Source organism: Variovorax fucosicus, assembly GCF_030316825.1.
Taxonomy (GTDB): Bacteria; Pseudomonadota; Gammaproteobacteria; order Burkholderiales; family Burkholderiaceae_C; genus Variovorax; species Variovorax fucosicus.
On sequence record NZ_JASZYU010000005.1, the window covers coordinates 301,211 to 322,108 of the forward strand.

Genomic DNA, 20,898 nt, shown 5'->3' on the forward strand with positions numbered 1-20,898 from the left:
GTTCAGAAGTTGAAGCCGAGCCGCAGATGCAGCCTCAGCTTCTTCGTGTCCACGCCGTAGGCAACGTCGGCCTGCACCGGGCCGACCGGGCTCTTCCAGCGCGCGCCGACCCCGACGCCGACCTTGGCCTTGAGCAGGCCGACCTTGTCGGCCACCGCGCCGGCGTCGACGAACATCGTGCTCTCCCAGTCGGTCATTTTTCCCTGGTAGACGAACGGACGCTGCCATTCGACGCTGGCCACGCCAAGGTAACGGCCGGCCACGGTCTGGCCACTGGCGTTGACGGTGCCGATCTGCCGGTAGCTGTAGCCGCGCACGGTGGTGTCGCCGCCGGTCAGAAATTGCAGCGTGCTGGGGATCTGCGCTGCGTCGCTCGCCATCACGGCGCCGGCCTCGGCACGCAGTGCGAGCCGGCTGCGGCGCGACTCGGTGCCGTCGGCCGCCTGTACCGTGCCGAGCGGCACGATGCCGAGCCAGCGCACGTAGCTGCGCACGAACGGCAACTGCTGTCCGGTCAGCGTGTAGCCGGTGCCGAGTTCGACCGCGAGACCCTGCCCGCGCGAAGGTGCGGCGGGATTGTCGAAGTAGCGACCCGTCCAGCTCCAGTTGACGCTGACTGCCGAGGCCGACGGCGGCGCACCCACGCCCTTGTTCTGGGCGTAGTCGTACTGCAGGAAATAGCTGCGGTCGATGTGGTCGCTGGCCTTGCTTCGGCCGCCGCGCAGGCGGCCGCTATCGACTTCGTAGTCGCCGGAGGTGTCGCGCTTGAGTTCGCCGCCGCTGAACCAGCGCCAGCCTTTGTCGTCGGGGATCGCGTTCCACTCGGTGCCGAGCGATTTGGTTTTCTGGTCGATCAGCAGCTTGGACACGGCGCGCCAGCCGAGCAGCGGCATGCGGTTGTGGATGTGGTCGACGCTGAGCCTGGCGCCGCTGTCGGTGGTGAAGCCGACGCCGGCCACCACCTTCTGCAGCGGCGCCTCGCGCACCTGCGCGATCACGGGCGCGGTGAGCGGGTCGGTGCCGTCGGTGTCGAGCGTGAGGAAGACCGAGTCGTAGTAGCCGCTGCTCGCCAGGCGCTGCTGCGCGTCGAGCAGCTTCTGCTGGTCGTAGTCGCTGCCCGTGGGCACGCGCGCGATGCGGCGGGCGCCGTCGGGGTCGTAGCGCTCGTTGCCGCGAACCTGCAGCGGGCCGAAGCGGTAGGCCGGGCCCGAGTCGTACCCGACTTCCAGGCGGGCGCTGGCGCTGTCGGCATCGATGTCGGCCCGGCTGCTGCGGATGCTGGCCGTGGCGAACCGCCTGGCCGTCAGCGCGCGCAGCCCGGTCGACTTGGCGTTGTCCCACGCTTGCTGGCTGAAGGGCTGGCCCGGCCGCAGCGTCCAGCCTGCGCGCACCGTGTTGCGCTGGCCCTCGGCGCCGGCGTCATCGGCCACCGGGCCGGCGAAGCCGATCTGGACCTGGTTCACACGGGCGGGCTCGCCGGGTTCGACGGTGATCAGCACCTCGCGCGGGGCGGCGGCGTCGGGTGTTTCGCGCAGCTCCAGCGTGAGGGTCGGCGCGAAGTAGCCGAGGGTGCCGAGCAGCTCGCGCGCATTGGCCTCGGCCGCGACCATGAGGCGCGAAAGCTCGGCGCTGCCGAGGTCGTCGATCTGGCGGTAGCGCTGCAGTTCGAGGTGGCGGATCAGGTGGTCGCGCACCGCGTCGGGTGCCTTGACCTCGACGCTGAATGCGTCGCGTGCCTTGGCCGCCTTCTCCTCACCGCCCGCGTCGCCGACGGGGCGCGCGACCGATGCCGGTGCTTCCGGCCGGCCCGGCAGAAGGCTGCACCCTTGCAACGCAAGGGCACTCGCAAAAAGAAACGCCGGCATCCATGCCGGCGTGATGAAGGGGGCCACCCTGCGCATCCGCCCGATTCTGACAGCATGCGGCTGCCCGCCTGCAACGCGCGGGCATGGCGGGAAGCTGCCTCAGCGCTTGGCGAGCTTGCGCGCGGCCGACCAGAGCACCGGTGGCGCCACCATCTGCGCCACGCGCTTGACCTTGTCAAAGCGGCGGATCTTGAGGAACACCGAAGACACCTGGTCTTCGCGCGTCTTGCCGGCGTCGGGACTGGTGTAGTAGTAAGCGGTGATCGAGCGGCGCGGCCGACCGTCGGGCGGCTGCATCGGATCGGGATGACCGTGGTAGCTGACCGTGCTGTGCGGCATCAGCAGCGTGTGGCCGAACTCGGGCAGCACGCGGGTGACGCATTGCTCGCGTTGGGCATCCCAGAGTTCGAGCGACGCGCCCCATTCGGGCTGCCAGCCCTTGTTGAGGTAGGTGATGAACACCATCTCGTTCTTCAGTCCGAGGTGGCGGTGCAGGTTGAAGTCGCGGTGCACCGCGAAGGTGGCGCCGGGGCGGCTCTCATGCAGGCCGCCGCCGAACAGCTTGGGGTCGGGCAGCAGGTAGGGCACGCTGATGATCGACGACACCCATTCGGTGAACCAGCCCGAATTGACCACATCGAAATACAGCTGCGAGGCCGGCCCGAGGTGCGCGCCCAGCACCGAGCGCCGGGTCGATTCGTAGTGGCTCTTGACGTCGGCCCACTCGGCACCCGGCAGCGCTTCGAATTCCTCGACCACAAGTTCTAGCAGGCGCGGGTTGAAAAGACCCTCGATCACCAGGTGCGGAAACGGTTTGCCGGCCTGCAATTGGTCCCGCAGCGCCTGTCGGCGCTCAGGCTCGAAGAACTGTCGATCGACAAGTTCATGCAGAGGCAGGCGGACGCCGCGGATGGTGACGGAGTCGGCCTCCAGCAACGCGCTGGGCTGGAGCACCGAACCGACGGCTATGGTTTCTTGAGGCGATATGTACACGTTGGTAGGGGGCGGCGAAGTCCCGTCGAGGTGTGATTAGAAAGTACTAATGTAACGACAAGTCTCTACCGTAACAAGCCACCAAACGGCCTATAACATCCCCTGAAAGGGGGTATTCGCGCGATTGCCTACTTCGAGAGCAGGCGCATGGCCTCTTCGAGGCCCTTGAGTGTCAGCGGAAACATACGATGCGATACAAGTTGTTGCATTACCGCAATGCTCTGCCGGTACTGCCAGACGCCCTGGGGCTCGGGGTTGATCCAGGCGAACTTGGGGAAGGCGTGGGTCAGGCGCTGGATCCACTCGGCGCCGGCCTCTTCGTTGTTGTATTCGACGCTGCCGCCGGGCTGCAGGATCTCGTAGGGGCTCATGGTCGCGTCGCCGACGAAGATGAGCTTGTAGTCCTTGTTGTACTTGCGCAGGATGTCCCAGGTCGCGAACTTCTCGGAGAAGCGGCGCTTGTTGTTCTTCCACATGAAGTCGTACACGCAGTTGTGGAAGTAATAGAACTCGAGGTGCTTGAACTCGGTCTTGACGGCCGAGAACAGTTCTTCGACGCGCTGGATGTGCTCGTCCATCGTGCCGCCCACGTCCATCAGCAGCAGCACCTTGACGTTGTTGTGGCGCTCTGGCCGCATCTTGATGTCGAGGTAGCCGGCGTTGGCGGCGGTCGACTGGATGGTGTGATCCAGGTCGAGCTCTTCCTCGTGGCCTTCGCGTGCGAACTTGCGCAGCCGCCGCAGTGCGACCTTGATGTTGCGCGTGCCGAGCTCCTGGCTGTCGTCGTAGTCCTTGTAGGCGCGCTGGTCCCACACCTTCACGGCGCTCTTGTTCTTGCCGGCGCCGCCGATGCGGATGCCCTGCGGGTTGTAGCCGCCATGGCCGAAGGGCGAAGTGCCGCCGGTGCCGATCCACTTGTTGCCGCCTTCGTGGCGCTCCTTCTGCTCTTCGAAGCGCTTCTTCAGCGTTTCCATGAGCTCGTCCCAGCCCATCTTCTCGATCTTGGCTTTTTCTTCGGCGGTGAACTCGCGCTCCAGCGTCTTGCGCAGCCAGTCGAGCGGCACTTCCTTGGTGAAGTCGGCCAGCATCTCCACGCCCTTGAAGTAGGCCGCGAAGGCGCGGTCGAACTTGTCGTAGTGCTTCTCGTCCTTCACCAGCGAAGTGCGGCTCAGGTAGTAGAAGTCATCGAGCGCGAATGCGCCGTCGGAATCGGGGCCGACCACGTTGGCCTGCAACGCCTCCAGCAGCACCAGATACTCCTTGACGGACACCGGCAGCTTGGCCGAGCGCAGGGTGTAGAAGAAGTCGATCAGCATGGCGCATCACTCCTTTTCAGGGCGGGGCTTGTTCAGCAGATACAGCAGCTGGGCCTTGATTTCAGGCCATTCGCCGGCGGTCACGCTGTACATCACCGTGTCCCGGATGGTGCCGTCGCGACGCAGTGCATGGCTGCGGATCACGCCGTCCTTGCGGGCGCCGAGCCGCTCGATCGCACGCTGCGAGGCATGGTTGAAGTTGTCGGTGCGCCAGCCCACCACGTTGCAGCCGAGCGTGTCGAACGCATGCGTGAGCATCAGCAGTTTGCAGGTGGTGTTGACGTGGGTGCGCTGGCAGCGTTTGGCATACCAGGTGTAGCCGACCTCGACCCGCTTCACGGCCGGAAGGATGTCGTGGTAGCTGGTGCTGCCGAGTACCGTGCCCGTGGCTTCGTCGGTGACGGCAAAGGCGAAACGGTTGCCGGCCTCCCGCATCTGCAACGCGGTCTCGATGTAGCTCCGCGTGTCCTGCGGCTCGGGCACCGAGGTCACGCGAATCTGCCAGAGCTCGCCATCGGCGGCTGCGGCGCGCAGGCCTTCTTCATGCGCCAGTGCCAGCGGCACCAGCGCAATGCCGCGCGAAGAGAGCGTCACGGGTTCGACAAGCGCCAATCTCAACTCCTCGGGTCGCCGTATTTGCGTTTGTACAGGGCGCGGGCAATCTGCACGCCGGCGCCGCCACCGATGCCGATCAGCAGGATGCCGAAGATCGTGCTGTTGCCGTAGCCGGCGCCCAGCGCATCGAGGCCGAGCATCAGCCCGACCCAGCGGCCGAGCAGCGCGCCGCCCAGGAACAGTGCGGCCTGTGCCACGCCAAGCAGCAGCAGTTGCTTCGTCGGATGCGGAGTTGCGCTCATTTTTTGGGGGCTCAGCGGTTGTTGCGCTGCATGAACACGAGCTTTTCGAACAGCGTCACATCCTGTTCGTTCTTGAGCAGCGCGCCCACAAGCGGCGGCACCGCGACCTTGTCGTCCTTGCTTTGCAGCGCTTCGACCGGAATGTCTTCGGCCACCAGCAGCTTGAGCCAGTCGAGGAGTTCGGACGTCGAAGGCTTCTTCTTGAGGCCGGGCAGGTTGCGCACGTCGTAGAAGGTCTTCATCGCGGCCGTCAGCAGCTGCTGCTTGAGGTCGGGGAAGTGCACGTCGATGATCTGCTTCATCGTGGCCGCATCGGGGAACTTGATGTAGTGGAAGAAGCAGCGGCGCAGGAATGCGTCGGGCAGTTCCTTCTCGTTGTTCGAGGTGATGAACACCACCGGTCGGTGCTTCGCGCGAATGAGTTCGCGCGTTTCGTAGCAGTAGAACTCCATGCGGTCGATTTCGCGCAGCAGGTCGTTCGGAAATTCGATGTCGGCCTTGTCGATCTCGTCGATCAGCAGCGCCACCGGCTCATCGGACGTGAAGGCCTGCCAGAGCACGCCCTTGACGATGTAGTTGTGGATGTCCTTGACGCGCTCGCCGCCGTCCACGCCGGACAGCTGCGAATCGCGCAGCCGGCTCACCGCATCGTATTCATAGAGGCCCTGCTGCGCCTTGGTGGTCGACTTGATGTGCCATTGCAGCAGCGGCAGCTTGAGCGCCTCGGCGACTTCCTCGGCCAGCATCGTCTTGCCGGTACCGGGTTCGCCCTTGACCAGCAGCGGGCGCTTCAGCGTGATGGCGGCGTTGACCGCGAGCATCAGATCCTGTGTGGCGACGTAGTTGTCGGAGCCCTTGAATTTCATGAGTCAGGTGGAGCTGGGTGGATGAAAAAGAACACATCCGATCTGCGTTGCGAAGCGCTCTGCGCGTTCGGCACAGGGCCGCAATGAGCCCCCGCATATAATCAAATGTTGATCTGAAAACTGTATCTCCACGAGATTGTGCGCGCAAAATGAACAAGCTGTTGACCACGATGTTTGCCCTTGGTGTCGCTTGCGTGACGCTCTCGGCACAGGCCCAGAAGGTGACCGGCAACGCCGAAAACGGGGGCAAGAAGATCGCCATGTGCGTGGGTTGCCACGGCATCATCGGCTACCAGGCCAGCTTCCCCGAAATTCACAAGGTGCCCAAGATCGCGGGCCAGAGCGCCACCTACATCACGGCCGCGCTCAACGCCTACAAGGGCGGCGACCGCAAGCACCCGACCATGCGCGCCATTGCGGATTCGCTCACCGAGCAGGACATCGCCGATCTCTCCGCCTACTACGCCCAGCTCGGCGTGCAGGAAGGCGATGCCCCGCCGGCCGCAGCCGCCAAGGCGCCAAGCGAAACGGTGCAGGCGCTCATCGCGCGCGACAAGGACAACAACTGCACCAAGTGCCACGGTGCCAACTTCAACACGCCGAATGACGGCACCGTGCCCAAGCTGGCCGGCCAGCACGCCGACTACCTGCTGGTGGCGCTGAAGTCGTACAAGGCACAGCATCCGATGAGCGGCCGTTCCAACGCCATCATGGGCGGCCAGGCCAAGAACTTCTCGCCCGTCGAAATGAAGCAACTGGCCAGCTACATCAGCTCGCTGCCGGGCGAACTCAAGACGGTGCCGGAATCGCGCTTCCATCACGCGAAGTAAGCGCCTTCCGCGCTGCGTAAAAAAGCCCGCTGACCGCGGGCTTTTTGCTTTTTGCCGGATGGCGGCAGCCGCTCAGACGTCGAAGAACGCCGTCTCGTCCGGGCCCTGCATGTGGATGTCGAAGCGGTAGACCACCGCGCCGCCCTGTTCGCTGCGCTCGGCGACCAGCGTCTTGCGGCGCTGTGCCGGCACGCTTTGCAGCACCGCATCGGCGGCGTTGGCCTCAGCCTCGTCGCTGAAATAGATGCGCGTGAACGCGTGCAGGAGCAGACCGCGCATCGTGACGATCACGTTGATATGCGGGGCCTCGCCCGGCGCCTCGGCGCCCGGCTTGACCGTGTGGAACACGAAGCGCTTCTGCGCGTCGGTGCCGGTGCCGCAGCGGCCGAAGCCGCGAAAGCCGCGCTGCTGCGCTTCTTCCACCGATTGCGGGTAGCGACCGTCGCCGTCGGGCTGGCTGATCTCGATCATGGCGTCGAAGATCGGGTTGCCGTCGCCGTCGATCACCCGGCCTTCGAGCCGGATGCGCTCGCCGGTGGCGCCGTCGAGTGCCACGGCCGAATCGAACGGCTGGTCGAAGTCGTAGCCGTACTGGGTGGCCGTGAGGCCGTAGGCGAAGTAGGGGCCGACCGTCTGCGAAGGGGTCTGGCCGAAGTTGGTTTCGAGTGCGCTCATCATGATCGGGGTGCTCCTCAGCGGTTCTCGAAAGGCGTTTCGTCGGCACCGCGCAGCACGATGTCGAACTGGTAGCCCAGGGCGTAGTCAGGCTCGGTGATGTCGAGGCTGAAGTCGGCCACCAGGCGGTTGCGGTATTTCTCGGGCGTGCCGGTCACCATCGGGTCGTATTGCAGCAGCGGGTCGCCCGGGAAGTACATCTGCGTGATCAGCCGGCTTGCGAAGTGCTCGCCGAACAGCGACAGGTGGATGTGCTGCGGACGCCAGGCATTCGGGTGGTTGCCCCAGGGGTACGCGCCGGGCTTGATCGTCAGGAAGCGGTAGCGGCCTTCGTCGTCGGTCATGCAGCGGCCGGCGCCGAGAAAGTTGGGGTCGAGTGGTGCATCGTGCTGGTCGACCTTGTGCACGTAGCGGCCGGCCGCGTTGGCTTGCCAGAGTTCCACCAGCGTGTTGCGCAGCGGGCGCTTGCGCTCGTCGAGCACCTGGCCGGTGAGGATCATGCGTTCGCCCAGCGGCTCGCCGTTGCGGCGCGCGTTGCGCGTGAGGTCATGGTCGAACTCGCCGATGCTGCTGTGGCCGTACACCGGTTGCTGCAGTTCGCCGAGCGAGGCCTTGAGTGGAATGAGCGGCTGTTGCGGGCCGCGCTTCACGGTCGACTTGTAGCCGGGGTAGATGTAAGAGGGGTGGCTGGCCCAGTCGCGCGGCGCGAGCGTCGCGAGGGGTTGCTTGGTGCGGTCGAGCATGTGTTGTCTCCTGGGGAAGGGCACGTGGGAAGTCCTGACTTTAGAGGCGCCATCCAATGATGTAAATTGAAGATTCGATGAATTTCAATAAGCATTGGTAATTGAAAGCTTCACCTTGAAAGCCCCGCCTGCGCCATCGCTTGCCTTCGCCCGCAACGTGCAATTGCGGCACCTGCGTTGCTTCGTCGCCATTGCGCAGGAGCGCCATCTTGCGCGCGCGGCCGAGCGCCTGGCGCTGAGCCAGCCAGCCATCTCCAAGACGCTGGTCGAACTCGAGACGCTCGCCGGCACGCGCCTGGTCGAGCGCAGCAGCGCCGGCCGGCGCGGCGTGCAGGGCCTGACGCCGACCGGCGAGCAGTTGCTCGGCCACGCGCTGCGCGTGCTCGAAGCGATCGACGCCAGCGCCGAGGCGATCGCGCCCGCCGCGGGTGAACGGCTCGAGCGGCTGCGCATCGGCGCGTTGCCGAGCGTGGCACCGGCCTTGCTGCCGCAGGCGCTGGCCCGGCTGCGCAGCCATTGGCCGGCCCTTCAGATCGTCGTGAAGAGCGCCGCCAACGCCGTGCTGCTCGACGAACTGCGCGCCGGCGAACTCGACCTGGTGGCCGGGCGCATGAGCGATCCGCGCCTGATGACGGGCCTGAGCTTCGAACTGCTCTACACCGAGCCGCTGGTGTTCGTGGCGCGCAGCGGTCATCCGCTGGCCCAGCGCGCCGCGGCGGTGCAGGCGGTGCTGGCCCATCCGCTGGTGGTCTATGCCGAGGGCACCATTCCGCGCCACAACACCGAGAGCTTTTTCGGGGCGCGCGGCCTTGCATTGCCGCCGAACGCGCTGCAGACACTGGACTTGATGGTGGCGCGCGCGTTGGTCGCGGCGTCGGACGCCGTCTGGGTCACGCCGCTGGGCGCCGTGCGCGCCGACCTGCAGGCCGGCGCGCTGGTGCGGCTGCGCATCGACACGCCCGGCACCGAAGAGCCGGTCGGTTTGCTGCTGCGCAGTGAGGCGCGCAGCTCCGCGGCCTGCACGACGATGGTGGGCTTGCTGCGGGAAGCGGCGCGCCAGAGCCAGCCGCGGCCCGGCCGGAAACCTGTGTGAGGTTGCAGCTCTCGTTTCCCGTCTCCACGATGTGGCAAGTGCCGCGCGAGCCGATCCAGGCAATCCGACATCACAATGCACCGCGCTTGCCAACGACCTCCAGGTAGGCGCCTGATTCGAACAACTGCGCCTCGGCGTTCTCGATGCGCTTGACCACTGACTTGCCGGCCTGACTCGCCAAGAGCTCCAGCAGCGATTCGATCAGCGCCATGCCCGAGGTGATCGACGGGAAGAAGGAGGGGCTGTGGATCGAGAACAGCAGTGTCGCGTCGGCGAGCAGCGACAGTGGCGACGCCGCGCTGTCGGTCAACGCCACCACCTTGCAGCCGGCAGCCTTGGCAGCCTCCGCTACCTGCAGCGCCTCCCGGGAGTATGGAGCGAAGCTGATGACCACCAGCGCATCACCCTTGACCATCGCGCGCTGCTGCATCTCGAGCGATCCGCCCTGGCCGTCGACCAGATGGACGCTGTTGCGGAACAACCGGTAGACGTACACGAACGAGAACGCGATCGGAAAACAGGCCCGAAAGCCCGCGGCATGCACCGCGTTGGCCTTCTCCAGCAAGGCGGCGACCTTGCTGAGCCCGCTCGAGCTGTGGCGCTCGGTCGCGTCGAGGTTGGCATGGTGCACCTGGAAGATCTCGTCTGCCAGCGTCTTGTCGCTGCCCCGGCCTAGCAGCGAGCGCGCGCGCTCGCCATAGGCCTCGGAGCCGAGGCCCATCTCCTGTGCCATTGCCTGCTTGAACTGCGGCCACCCCTCGTAGCCCAAGTGCTGCGCGAAGCGCACCAGAGTGGAGGGCGGCGTACCGGCATGCGCGCCAACGGTGCGCATCGAACTCGTCACGACCTCGTTCGGATGGTCGAGAACGTACTTGGCGATCTGCTGCAACGCCGGACTCAGCGTCGCAAAGCGTTGTCGCAACTCATCTTTTACAGGCATGGATCTGCTTTCTATGGAACAAACGTTCCGAAAGGATACCGCCCGGCCTTGAAATCCGCTTGACGGAACAAATGTTCCATAAAATAATACGATCAATACATTAGTTCCAGACAGAGGTTTTCCATGACGCACGTCTTCCATCGCCATCTACGCACGACGCCGCCGGTCGCCGCTTCCGCAAGCGGCATGCGTATCCAGGACGCTGCCGGGCGTTCCTATCTCGATGCTTCGGGTGGCGCTGCCGTTTCTTCGCTGGGCCACGGCCATCCGGACGTGCTGGCGGCCATGCATGCCCAGATAGACCGGCTGCCCTATGCGCACACCAGCTTCTTCACGACTGAAGTGGCGGAACAACTGGCGGACGAACTGATCCGCACTGCGCCGGAAGGCATGAGCCATGTCTACTTGGTGAGTGGCGGGTCGGAGGCGGTGGAGTCGGCGCTCAAGATGGCGCGCCAGTACTTCGTCGAGATCGGCCAGCCGCAGCGCACGCACTTCATCGCGCGCCGCCAGAGCTACCACGGCAACACGCTCGGCGCGTTGGCCGTGGGCGGCAACGAATGGCGCCGCGCGCCGTTCGCGCCGATCCTGGTGCCGGCCACGCACGTGGCGCCGTGCTATCCCTATCGCGAGCAGCGTGCGGACGAGACGCTGGAGCAGTACGGCTTGCGGCTCGCGGCCGAACTCGACGCCGCCATCGTGGCGCAGGGCACGGATCGCGTGATCGCCTTCGTGGCCGAAACGGTCGGCGGCGCCACGGCCGGCGTGCTGACGCCGGTGCCCGGCTACTTCAAGGCCGTGCGCGAAGTCTGCGACAAGCACGGCGTGCTGCTGATCCTCGACGAGGTGATGTGCGGCATGGGCCGCACCGGCACCTTGTACGCGAGCGAGCAGGAAGGTGTGGTGCCCGACCTCGTGACCATCGCCAAGGGTCTTGGCGGCGGCTACCAGCCGGTCGGTGCGGTACTGGCGCAGAAGAAGATCGTCGATGCGATGTCCAAGGGCAGCGGCTTCTTTCAGCACGGCCACACTTACCTAGGCCACCCGGTCGCCTGCGCCGCGGCACTCGCAGTGCAGACGGTAATCCACCGCGACGGTCTGCTCACCAAGGTAAGGGAAGACGGCCAGGCCTTCGGCGCGATGCTGCGCGACGCGCTCGGCGAGCACCCGCATGTGGGTGACATCCGCGGTCGTGGCTTTTTCTGGGGCATCGAACTCGTGGCCGACCGTGGCGACAAGCGGCCTTTCGCGCCCGCACTCAAGGTCAACGCGACGATCAAGAGCGACGCGATGGCCCGCGGTCTCTTGTGCTACCCCTTCGGTGGCACGGTCGACGGCGTCAACGGTGACCACGTGCTGCTGGCGCCGCCCTTCATCGCCAGCCGCGACGACCTGCAGGAGATCACCCGCCTGCTGGCGGCATCGATCGACGCGGTCACGCGGGCCGCAGGCGTCGCGGCCTGACGCGAATTCCCGTTTTCTCGTTCCCTGTTCCCTCAACCCTCCTTTCAAGGACTTCCCATGAGCTTCCCTCGACATTCCGTTGCCGGCGCTGCGCTGGCCTTCGTGGTCACCCTTCTCCCGCTGGGCGCCGCCCACGCGCAGGAAGCGGGTACCTTGAAGAAGATCAAGGATTCCGGTGTTATTACCATCGGCAACCGCGAGTCCTCCTTCGGCTTCTCGTACAACGACGGCAGCGGCGCGCCGGTGGGCTACAGCATCGACATCTGCATGAAGATCGTCGATGCGATCAAGACCGAACTGAAGCTGCCGAAGATCGAGGTCAAGTACCAGGCTGTGACCTCGCAGAACCGCATTCCGCTGGTGAGCAACGGCACGGTCGACATCGAGTGCGGCTCCACCACCAACCTGGTCGAGCGCCAGAAGGACGTGGCCTTCTCGCCCGACATCTTTCGCTACAACGTGCGCATGGCCGTCAAGGCGAGCTCGGGTATCAAGACCATCGCCGACCTGCAGGGCAAGAGCGTGGTCACTACGACAGGCACCACATCCTTCCGCCTCTTGCGCGAAGCCGACAAGGGGAAAAATCTTGACGTGACGCAGCTCTCCGGCAAGGATCATTCGGACTCCTTCCTGCTGGTGGAGAGCGGTCGGGCCGCGGCCTTCGTGCTCGACGACATCCTGCTCGCAGGCCAGATCGCCAACGCCAAGAACCCGAAGGACTACCTCATCACCGGCGAGAGCCTGCGCACCGAGAACCAGGCGCTGATGTACCGCAAGGACGACCCGCAGTTCAAGGCGGTGGTCGACCGCGTGGTCGGCGGCATGATGAAGTCGGGCGAGATGGAGAAGCTGTACAACAAGTGGTTCATGTCGCCGATCCCGCCGAAGGGCATCAATATCAACTACCCGCTGAACGCCGAGACGAAGGAAGGCTTCGCGAACCCGTCGTCCAAGGGCATCTGAGAGAACGCCAGGCCGCCATGACCCGCATCGCACTCATCCATGCCCTGAGCCACTCGGTGGCGCCGATCAACGACGCCTTCGCACGCGACTGGCCGGAGGCCGTTCGCATGAATTTGCTGGACGACAGCCTGTCGGCCGACCTGGCGCGCGACGGGAGGGGGCTGAATGAGGCGATGCACCTGCGTTTCCAGGCGCTCGCGGCCTATGCGGCGTCGACGGGCGCGCAGGGCATCCTGTTCACATGCTCGGCCTTCGGGCCTTGCATCGACGCGGTGACCGCGCGCTACTCCGACATCCCGGTGCTGAAGCCGAACGAGGCGATGGTCGCCGAGGCGCTACAGGAGCCCGGCCGGCTCGGCCTCATCGCGACCTTCGCTCCAACGCTGGTGTCGATGCCACCGGAGTTCGGCGCCGACGCGGAACTCTTGCTGGCGCTGGCCGACGGTGCGCTGGAGGCGCTCAACGACGGTGACGGTGCTCGCCACGATGCGCTGATCGCCGCCGAGGCGCAGCGCCTGCGCGAGCAAGGCTGCACCCGGATCGCGCTGGCGCAGTTCAGCATGGCGCGCGCACGCGCGGCCTGCGAGCGGGCGTCGGGCCTGAGCGTGCTCACCACGGTCGACAGCGCGGTGCGCGCGCTGCGTCGCCGGCTGGGCTGACGCGCCTTTTTCCTTCTTTTCTACACGACTGCGCCCGGCCATGTGCCGGGCGCAGTCGTTGGCATGGCGACAGCTGGCGATTCCACGGCTGCTCCGGGCAAACCCGGGCTTGTGACGCACACCGGATATGGCACACATTATGCAAATACATTTGCTCATTATTTGTTTATGCAAATGCATTTGCACCAATTCGGTGAACCCATCGCTATGGAAGGCTTGTCATGAAGAAACTCGTTCTCAAACTGCTCGCAGCCGCAACGCTCGCCACGTCGCTCGTCGCCCCGGCCCTCGCGGCCGAGCCCTTGCTCGTCGCCGTAGATACGGCCTTCGTCCCCTTTGAATTCAAGGAGGGCGACAAGTACGTGGGCTTCGACATCGACTTATGGGACGCGATCGCGAAGGATCTCAAGCTCGACTACAAGCTGCAGCCGATGGACTTCAACGGCATCCTGCCCGCGTTGCAGACCAAAAATGTCGACGTCGCACTGGCAGGCATCACCATCAAGGAAGAGCGCAAGAAAGTCATCGACTTCTCGGACGGCTACTACGACAGCGGCTTCCTCCTCATGGTGCCCACCGCCAGCAAGATCGCCGGCGTCGCGGATCTGAAGGGCAAGACCCTGGCCATCAAGACGGGCACCTCCGCCGCCGACTATGCCAAGGCCAACTTCACCGGCACGGAGTTGCGCCAGTTTCCGAACATCGACAACGCCTACCTCGAACTCATGACCGGCCGCGTGGATGCCGCCATGCACGACACGCCCAACGTCCTTTACTACATCGCCACCGCCGGTGCAGGAAAGGCGAAGGCGGTCGGCCCGCAGATGCTGGCTCAGCAGTACGGCATCGGCTTCCCGAAGGGCAGTCCTCTGGTGGCGCGGGTGAACGGCGCGCTGGCGAAGATCAAGGCGGACGGCCGCTACGCGGCCATCTACCGGAAGTGGTTCAAGACCGAACCGCCCAAGTCCTGATCGATCGTCCAGGGAGCGAACCATGGATTTCGAGTGGTCGGTGATCGCCGGTGCGTTGCCGGCGTTGCTGAAGGGAGCCCGGCTCACGGTGCTCATCACCGTGGCTGGACTGGTGGGTGGCACCTTGCTGGGCGTGCTGTTCGGCCTGATGCGCGCCTACGGCAACAGCTTCGTCAGCAGCCTCGGCTTCGCCTACGTCGGGCTGGTGCGCGGCACGCCCATCGTGGTGCAGGTCATGTTCATCTACTTCGCGCTGCCCGGGCTGCTGGGCGTGCGCGTCGACCCCATGACCGCGGCCATTTCCTCGATCGTCATCAACTCCGGCGCCTACATCGCCGAGATCGTGCGCGGCGCTTTCCTTTCGGTGCCAAAGGGCCTGAGCGAAGCCGGCCTGGCGATGGGGCTGCCACGGTGGCGCGTGCTGGCCTTCGTCGTCGGCCCCGTCGCGTTCCGGCGCATGACGCCGGCGCTGGGCAACCAGTTCATCGTGAGCCTGAAGGACACCTCGCTCTTCATCGTCATCGGTGTCGGCGAGTTGACCCGCCAGGGGCAGGAGATCATGGCGGCCAACTTCCGCGCCATCGAGATCTGGACCGCCGTCGCGGTGATCTATCTCCTGCTGATCGGCATGCTGACGCTGGGTCTGCGAACCGTCGAACGAAGGATGCGCATCCTATGAACATCGTCGAATTCAAGGACGTCGAGAAACGCTTCGGCGCCAACGTGGTGCTCAACCGCGTGAACCTGCAGATCGGCCAGGGCGAGGTGGTCGTGCTGATCGGTCCCTCGGGCTCGGGCAAGTCGACGCTGTTGCGTTGCATCAACGCGCTAGAGCAGATCAATGGCGGCGACCTGCTGGTCGGCGGGCTGAGCGTGCGTGGCGGCAATGCTGTGGCGCGCGAGATCCGCCAGGAGGCGGGCATGGTGTTCCAGCAGTTCAACCTGTTCCCGCAGATGACGGCGCTGGAGAACGTGGCCTTCGGGCCGCGCCAGGTGCGTGGTGCCTCCAAGGCGCAGGCGCAGGCCCAGGCGAAGGAACTGCTCGGCAAGGTCGGCCTGGCCGAACGGATGCACCACTACCCGAGCGAGCTTTCCGGCGGGCAGCAGCAGCGCGTGGCCATCGCCCGCGCGCTGGCCATCAGACCCAAGCTGATGCTGTTCGACGAGCCGACCTCCGCGCTCGACCCCGAACTGCGCCAAGAAGTGCTGCGCGTAATGCAGTCGCTGGCCGAGGAGGGCATGACGATGGTCGTCGTGACTCACGAGATGCAGTTCGCTCGCAAGGTGGGCACGCGGCTCATCTTCATGGAGCACGGCCACATCACGGTCGACGGGCCGCCTGCCGAACTTCTGGACAACCCGCCGAACCAGCGCCTGCGGGATTTCCTGCAACACGTGGAATGACATGCCCGAACTGACTTACTTCGAAATTCAAGGCGCTCCCTTCGAGACCGGCCGTGCATTGGGCCGATTCGGCGCTGCGGCGATGCACGGGTACGCGCGGCAATCACCTGCCTGGGCGAGTGTTCTGCACCATCGCGGTACGCCGCTGGCCGAGCAGATGGCCGCCCTGGCGCGCACGCGTTTCCCGCGTGTGTGGGACGAACTGCAGGGACTGGCCGCGGGCCTCGAACTGCCGTTCGAAGACGTGTTCCTGTGGAACTGCCGCGGCGACCTGTGGGCCATGGCGCCCGACGGATGCACCACCGTTCAGGAAGGAGGCGGCGTGCGCCGCATCACGCACAACGAGGACGGCGATCCGGCCTTTGCCGGATGTTGCGCCATTGCGGCCATCGACGTGGAAGGCGGCGCAGCCTTCGCGTCTTTCGTCTATCCCGGATCGTTGCCGGGCCACACCTTCGCGGTGACCGAGGACGGCCTGGCGATGGCGGTGAACAACCTGCGTTGCCTGAACGTGCGACCCGGCGTCCCGCGAATGGTGCTGACACGGGCGCTGCTCGAGGCGACGAGCCTGGATGAAGCACTCCAAGTGCTTCGTTCGACCGAACGCGCAGGCGGCTTCCACCTGACGCTCGCCCATCGCAATGCACCCGAATTGCTCAGTGTCGAGTTCAGTTCGCAAGCGTTCTCAGTCGTCGAGATCTCGGGTCGGGCGCTGCATGCCAACCACGCGCGGCATGCGCCGCTGCGCGATTTGCCGCAGATCGTCACCGGCTCGTCGCGGCACCGGCAGCAGCGCGGCGACGCCTTGCTGGCTGGCGACGGCCCTGGCGCCGCCGACCCCTTGCACGTGCTTGCCGACCACGGCGACGCGGCGTTCCCGATCCTTCGTACCGACCCGGCCGACAGCGACGGCGAGAACACGATGGCAACGGTCGACATCCTCGTCGGTTCGTCGCACATCGAATGGCAGGTGCATGAGCATCCGATGCAGCCGCCGCGATTCCATATGATCGACGGCCATGCAAGCAATCAAAAGAGCCGGCGGCGTCACTCCACCTGATACGCAGGCCGACGCCTCGCCTCCGCGAACGGTCGAGGCGTTGCGCGCGCTGACGGTGCGCGTGGGCCGAGGCGATGCGGTGATCTCGATGGGCGGCAAGGCGCACAGCGTGCTGGCGCGCCTGGTCGAGCGTCCGGAAGAGGTGGCGGTGCGCACCATCACCGAGCTGGCCGAATCGCTGGGCGTGAACGCGTCGACGCTGACACGCCTGGCTACCCGGCTCGGCTATGCGGGCTTCGTGGATTTCCAGACGGTGTTTCGCGACGGCCTGGCATCAAGGCATCGCCATTTCTACAGCGAGCAGGCCGGCCGGCTGGTCGCGCATGCCTCCGAGCGCTCGCAGGCTGAATCCGTCAGCGAGCGTCCAGAGATCGACACCATGGTGCAGATCGCCAAGGATTCGATCGCCAACATCGAAAGCTTCCTCGCGCAGCTCTCCGCCGACGAACTTAAGCAGGCGGCCCGCCTGCTCGCCACGGCGCCTCGGGTTCGCGTGCATGGGCTGCGGCAGTTCAGCGCGCTGGCGAGTTTCCTAAGCTATGGCCTTGCCATGGTGCGCGGTGACGTGGCGTTGCTCGATCCGCACGGGCTGGGCGTAGCCGAAGGGCTGGCCCAGTTGCAGCCCGGCGACTTGGTGGTGGTGACGAGCGTGGAGCCCTACACGCGCAGCATTGCCGAGGCTGCGGCCGCAGCCTCAAAGGCCGGCATGGTCGTGATCGCCATCACCGATCACCGCGCCTCGCCGCTCGCGACCTTTGCGAAGCATGCGTTCTTCGTGCCTCACGGCAGCACCTTCTTCAGCAACTCGATGGGTGCCTATGTGATCTTCTGCGAAGGGCTGCTGAACCTTGTTGCCACCGACCTCGGGAAGAAGGCCCTGAAGGCGCTCGAGCGGCGTGAACGCTTCATCGCTGACCTGCGGATTGAATAGCCCACGACGTGAGACGGGCTATGCCCGATACGGTACCGCGTCGGCCTGACCTCCTATTTCCAGGGCGTCGGCTTCGGCACCTCGCACACCGCGTCCACGCCGATCGACTTGAAGTCGGCTGGGCCGACGATCTCCAGGTACTCCATGTCTGACGAGTAGTCGAACAGGAAATGCCGGATGCCAGGGCGCTGATGCACGCAGTCGCCGGCCTCGACCAGAGTCACCTTGTCCTCGTACATGAACTTGGCCCAGCCCTTCGTCATCAGTACGATCTGGAACTCGGCTTCGTGCCGATGCCAGCCAGTGCCTGCCTCCGGCGCCTTGTCGGCCCGAACCAGGTGCGCGATCACGCGGCCGTTGGTGGCGGCGGCAATGCCGAGGTCCCGGTACTGGAAGAAGTCGCGCAGGCCGTCGCCGCGCCAGGGTGTGTCGCCGGGCTTGACGTGCGAAAACTGGGTAAGGCTGGGTCCGGAAGAGTTGCTCATGGGATGCGTTGAGAGGCGGTGGTGGAAAAAAGGCGGCGCTGGGGTGCCCTGCCAGAGCAGTGCTCAGGGCGGCAGGCCCAGGGCCTCGAAGATCGTTGTGAGCTGCGGGTTCATGGGCATGCCCAGGCGCTCGCCGTCGGGTAGCCGGCGGACGAACCACTTGTCGTAGATCCAGCTGATCTCGCGACTTTTCGCGAGATCGCCAAAGGTCTGATTCACCACCTGCGCGAGCTGCGGGTCGTCTTTGCGATAGACGATGCCGTACGGCTCGAAGCTCAGGTAGTCGCCTACGACGGATAGGCCGCGCGGCGCCTTGGCCCGGGCGACGAAGCCGTACTGCAACACGTCATCGGTCGCGAAGGCATCGGCCTGGCCGGCCTGGAACGCGTCGAAAGCCTGCTGCAGGTCGGGGCGCACGAGGATCGTCAGGTTCAAGGCCTGCTTGGCCGAGAGCGAGCGGATCGCGGCCTCGTTGGTCGTACCAGTACTGACGACCACGGTCTTGCCCTTCATCTGGTGGAAGGACGCAATGCCGGCGCCGCGCCGCACCAGCAGCTTGGTGCCCGTCACGAAGATCACGGGCGAGAAGGCGACCTCCTGCTGGCGCAATTGGGTGTTGGTGGTCGAGCCGCATTCGAGGTCGACGCGCCCGCTCTTCACCGCGGGCAGCCGTTCTTCCGAGCGCAGCAATTCGTGGCGTACCTGCAACTCCGGCGCGTCGATCGCGCTGCGGATGCCCTCGACGATACGTTCGCAGAGATCGATCGAGTAGCCGATCGGCCGACCCGTCCTGCTCGTGTACGAGAAGGGGAAAGATGCCTCACGCACGCCCAGCGTGATCGTGCCGGACTCCTTCACCTTCTTCAGCGTGCCGCTCAGCGCATCGAAGCTCTGCGCGTGCGCGGCGCAGGCCAGCGCCAGCGCGAGCAGCGGGACGAGGCGCAGCTGGCTTGCAAGGGGCCGCATCTCAGGCATTCTGCAGGGTGTCCGACGCCTCGGGGGTGCGCCGGGTGATCAGTGCGTCTGCCGGTACGTCGTCGCTGACCTGCTCGCCGAGCTCGCCCTCCCACTTGGCCACCACAGAGGTGGCGATACTGTTGCCCAGCACGTTGGTGGCCGTGCGGCCCATGTCGAGGAACTGGTCGACGCCCATGATCAGCAACAGCCCAGCCTCGGGAATGTTGAATTGCCCCAGCGTCGCGGCGATCACCACCAGCGACGCTCGCGGCACGGCCGCCATGCCCTTGCTGGTGAGCATCAGGATCGCCAGCATCGTGAGCTGCTGGCCAAGGCTGAGGTCCACGCCGTAGGCCTGCGCGATGAACAGCGACGCGAAGGTGCAATACATCATTGAGCCGTCGAGATTGAACGAGTAGCCCATCGGCAACACGAAGCTGCCGATCTTGTTCGGCACGCCGAAGCGCTCCAGCTGTTCCAGCGTCTTCGGATAGGCCGATTCGCTGCTGGCGGTGCTGAAGGCCAGCAACATCGGTGTGCGCACCAGCTTGACTAGGCTGAACACGCGCGGGCCGAGCACCAGGAAGCCGGCCAGAATCAGCAGCAGCCAGAGCCCCACAAGGCCGAGGTAGAACTCACCCATGAAAGTGCCGTAGGTTACGAGCACGCCAAGGCCCTGGGTCGTGACGACGTTGGCCATCGCGGCGAAGACCGCCAGCGGAGCCACTTTCATCACGTAGCCTGTCACCTTGAGCATGATGTGCGCCACCTCGTCGAGGAAATGCACCACGCCGTCTGCCTTCTTGCCGAGTGAAGCGATCGCGATGCTGAAAAAGGCCGAGAACACGACGATCTGCAGAATCTCGTTGGTGGCCATCGCCTCGACGATGCTCTTGGGAACCAGATGGGTCACGAATTCCTTGAGCGACAACGAGCTGACCTTCAGCCCCGAAGAAGCCGATGCGTCGGGCAGCGGCAAATTCAGTCCCAGGCCCGGTTTCCACCAATTGGCCAACAGCGCGCCCAGCACCAGCGAGACGAACGATGCGCCGATGAACCAGCCGAGCGTCTTGGCACCGATGCGGCCGATGGCACCGATGTCTCCCATCTTGGCGACGCCCACCACCAGCGTGGAGATGACCAAGGGCGCAACAATCATCTTGATCAGCCGCAGGAACAGGTCGGTGATGAGCGAGAAATAGCCGCCGATGGCCTTGGCCTCCTGTGCGTCGGGGAACACGGAGTGGCAGGCATAGCCAACGGCGATGCCCGTCAGCATGCCGATCAGGATCCAGGTCGTGAGTTTGAATTTCATGGTGTCTCCAGTCGTTGGTTTTCTTATGGCGCCGGGGTTGGCGTGGCACGCGCAGTGGTCATCACCAGCGCTTCGCCGTCAATGACAAGCAGCTCGCCAACCCGGCACTGGGTGCTGAGGCGCGCCCGGCGTTTGCCGTGCAGCACTTCGGTAACAGTGACCACTGCCCGCACGGTGTCACCAGGCCGCACGGGCGCCCTGAACTGCAGCGATTGCGAGAGGTAGACCGTGCCGGGGCCTGGAAGCTTGTTCGCGATGGCCGCAGAGATCACGCTGGCGGACAGCATCCCGTGTGCGATGCGGCCCTTGAAGGGCGTGGTCGCAGCGAACTCGGCGTTGATGTGGACGGCGTTGTTGTCGCCCGAGACACCGGCGAAGAGCACGATGTCGGCTTCGGTGATGGTCTTGGAAAACGTCGCACTCATACCGACGCTCAGATCCTCGATGTCGTGACCCTGCAATGCGTTCATGCGTGTCTCCGGTAGGGGCATGTGTCGGCACTGGATCCCCC

At 65.3% G+C, this 20,898-nt stretch carries 23 protein-coding genes; 10 read left to right on the plus strand and 13 right to left on the minus strand.

Annotation, left to right across the window (positions count from 1 at the left end; all coding sequences use genetic code 11):
• Positions 1-2 precede the first annotated feature (2 nt).
• From QTI05_RS26475 to QTI05_RS26500, 6 genes are all read right to left on the minus strand, one after another.
• On the minus strand, positions 3-1,901 hold the full coding sequence (locus tag QTI05_RS26475) for an autotransporter assembly complex protein TamA (protein WP_286621419.1): 1,899 nt from the start codon (positions 1,899-1,901) through the stop codon (positions 3-5).
• Between the two features lie 63 nt (positions 1,902-1,964).
• Positions 1,965-2,819 (minus strand): 2OG-Fe(II) oxygenase, encoded by an 855-nt coding sequence (locus QTI05_RS26480; RefSeq protein WP_286621421.1) that lies wholly within the window; start codon positions 2,817-2,819, stop codon positions 1,965-1,967.
• Between the two features lie 167 nt (positions 2,820-2,986).
• A complete protein-coding gene (locus QTI05_RS26485; RefSeq protein ID WP_286621424.1) occupies positions 2,987-4,174 on the minus strand; it encodes a vWA domain-containing protein in 1,188 nt (395 codons plus the stop codon).
• Positions 4,175-4,180: 6 nt separating this feature from the next.
• Entirely contained in the window at positions 4,181-4,786 is a 606-nt protein-coding gene (locus tag QTI05_RS26490) for a GNAT family N-acetyltransferase (RefSeq protein WP_286621425.1), read from the minus strand.
• A gap of 2 nt (positions 4,787-4,788) precedes the next feature.
• Positions 4,789-5,031 carry a hypothetical protein gene (locus tag QTI05_RS26495; protein ID WP_286539386.1) on the minus strand — a complete coding sequence of 81 codons (243 nt, stop codon included), beginning with the start codon at positions 5,029-5,031 and terminating at the stop codon, positions 4,789-4,791.
• A gap of 11 nt (positions 5,032-5,042) precedes the next feature.
• Positions 5,043-5,897: an AAA family ATPase gene (locus QTI05_RS26500; protein WP_286539383.1), complete on the minus strand. Its 855-nt coding sequence runs from the start codon at positions 5,895-5,897 to the stop codon at positions 5,043-5,045.
• Between the two features lie 149 nt (positions 5,898-6,046).
• Between QTI05_RS26500 and QTI05_RS26505 the strand changes: the two genes are divergently transcribed.
• On the plus strand, positions 6,047-6,727 hold the full coding sequence (locus tag QTI05_RS26505) for a c-type cytochrome (RefSeq protein WP_286539382.1): 681 nt from the start codon (positions 6,047-6,049) through the stop codon (positions 6,725-6,727).
• A gap of 72 nt (positions 6,728-6,799) precedes the next feature.
• On the opposite strand, the gene pcaG is transcribed toward QTI05_RS26505, so the two are convergent.
• A complete protein-coding gene (gene pcaG, locus QTI05_RS26510; RefSeq protein WP_286622390.1) occupies positions 6,800-7,408 on the minus strand; it encodes a protocatechuate 3,4-dioxygenase subunit alpha in 609 nt (202 codons plus the stop codon).
• An 11-nt stretch (positions 7,409-7,419) separates the two neighbouring features.
• Complete coding sequence (pcaH, locus tag QTI05_RS26515) at positions 7,420-8,145, minus strand: protocatechuate 3,4-dioxygenase subunit beta (RefSeq protein WP_286621428.1); 726 nt, start codon at positions 8,143-8,145, stop codon at positions 7,420-7,422.
• A 115-nt stretch (positions 8,146-8,260) separates the two neighbouring features.
• On the opposite strand from pcaH, the gene QTI05_RS26520 reads away from it, so the two are divergent.
• On the plus strand, positions 8,261-9,238 hold the full coding sequence (locus QTI05_RS26520; protein ID WP_286621430.1) for a LysR substrate-binding domain-containing protein: 978 nt from the start codon (positions 8,261-8,263) through the stop codon (positions 9,236-9,238).
• 70 nt (positions 9,239-9,308) lie between these two features.
• Here the strand turns inward: QTI05_RS26520 and QTI05_RS26525 are convergent, their stop codons facing one another.
• Positions 9,309-10,178, minus strand: a complete 870-nt coding sequence (locus QTI05_RS26525; protein ID WP_286621433.1) for a MurR/RpiR family transcriptional regulator — start codon at positions 10,176-10,178, stop codon at positions 9,309-9,311.
• A 123-nt stretch (positions 10,179-10,301) separates the two neighbouring features.
• Between QTI05_RS26525 and QTI05_RS26530 the strand changes: the two genes are divergently transcribed.
• The 8 genes from QTI05_RS26530 (at position 10,302) to QTI05_RS26565 (ending at position 17,630) form a co-directional block, all read left to right on the plus strand.
• Positions 10,302-11,642, plus strand: a complete 1,341-nt coding sequence (locus QTI05_RS26530) for an aspartate aminotransferase family protein (protein WP_286621435.1) — start codon at positions 10,302-10,304, stop codon at positions 11,640-11,642.
• A 57-nt stretch (positions 11,643-11,699) separates the two neighbouring features.
• Positions 11,700-12,605, plus strand: coding sequence for a transporter substrate-binding domain-containing protein (locus QTI05_RS26535; protein WP_286621438.1), 906 nt, complete (start codon positions 11,700-11,702; stop codon positions 12,603-12,605).
• Between the two features lie 17 nt (positions 12,606-12,622).
• Positions 12,623-13,264: an aspartate/glutamate racemase family protein gene (locus QTI05_RS26540; RefSeq protein ID WP_286621440.1), complete on the plus strand. Its 642-nt coding sequence runs from the start codon at positions 12,623-12,625 to the stop codon at positions 13,262-13,264.
• A gap of 221 nt (positions 13,265-13,485) precedes the next feature.
• Positions 13,486-14,235 (plus strand): glutamine ABC transporter substrate-binding protein GlnH, encoded by a 750-nt coding sequence (gene glnH, locus QTI05_RS26545; protein ID WP_286621442.1) that lies wholly within the window; start codon positions 13,486-13,488, stop codon positions 14,233-14,235.
• A 22-nt stretch (positions 14,236-14,257) separates the two neighbouring features.
• On the plus strand, positions 14,258-14,914 hold the full coding sequence (glnP, locus tag QTI05_RS26550; protein WP_286621443.1) for a glutamine ABC transporter permease GlnP: 657 nt from the start codon (positions 14,258-14,260) through the stop codon (positions 14,912-14,914).
• Positions 14,911-15,639, plus strand: coding sequence for a glutamine ABC transporter ATP-binding protein GlnQ (gene glnQ, locus QTI05_RS26555; RefSeq protein WP_286621444.1), 729 nt, complete (start codon positions 14,911-14,913; stop codon positions 15,637-15,639). Before glnP ends, glnQ begins: the two co-directional genes overlap by 4 nt.
• Before the next feature lies 1 nt (position 15,640).
• Positions 15,641-16,699 carry a C45 family autoproteolytic acyltransferase/hydrolase gene (locus QTI05_RS26560; RefSeq protein ID WP_286621446.1) on the plus strand — a complete coding sequence of 353 codons (1,059 nt, stop codon included), beginning with the start codon at positions 15,641-15,643 and terminating at the stop codon, positions 16,697-16,699.
• Positions 16,659-17,630, plus strand: coding sequence for a MurR/RpiR family transcriptional regulator (locus QTI05_RS26565; protein ID WP_286621448.1), 972 nt, complete (start codon positions 16,659-16,661; stop codon positions 17,628-17,630). The genes QTI05_RS26560 and QTI05_RS26565 overlap by 41 nt, the downstream gene beginning before the upstream one ends.
• A 53-nt stretch (positions 17,631-17,683) precedes the next feature.
• Here QTI05_RS26565 and QTI05_RS26570 read toward each other — a convergent pair whose 3' ends face one another.
• The 4 genes from QTI05_RS26570 to QTI05_RS26585 form a co-directional block, all read right to left on the minus strand.
• Positions 17,684-18,115, minus strand: a complete 432-nt coding sequence (locus tag QTI05_RS26570) for a cupin domain-containing protein (RefSeq protein WP_286621451.1) — start codon at positions 18,113-18,115, stop codon at positions 17,684-17,686.
• Positions 18,116-18,178: 63 nt separating this feature from the next.
• On the minus strand, positions 18,179-19,081 hold the full coding sequence (locus QTI05_RS26575) for an amino acid ABC transporter substrate-binding protein (protein WP_286621453.1): 903 nt from the start codon (positions 19,079-19,081) through the stop codon (positions 18,179-18,181).
• A 1-nt stretch (position 19,082) separates the two neighbouring features.
• Complete coding sequence (locus tag QTI05_RS26580) at positions 19,083-20,387, minus strand: dicarboxylate/amino acid:cation symporter (RefSeq protein ID WP_286621456.1); 1,305 nt, start codon at positions 20,385-20,387, stop codon at positions 19,083-19,085.
• Positions 20,388-20,410: 23 nt separating this feature from the next.
• Positions 20,411-20,857: a MaoC family dehydratase gene (locus QTI05_RS26585; RefSeq protein WP_286621457.1), complete on the minus strand. Its 447-nt coding sequence runs from the start codon at positions 20,855-20,857 to the stop codon at positions 20,411-20,413.
• Positions 20,858-20,898: the final 41 nt, after the last annotated feature.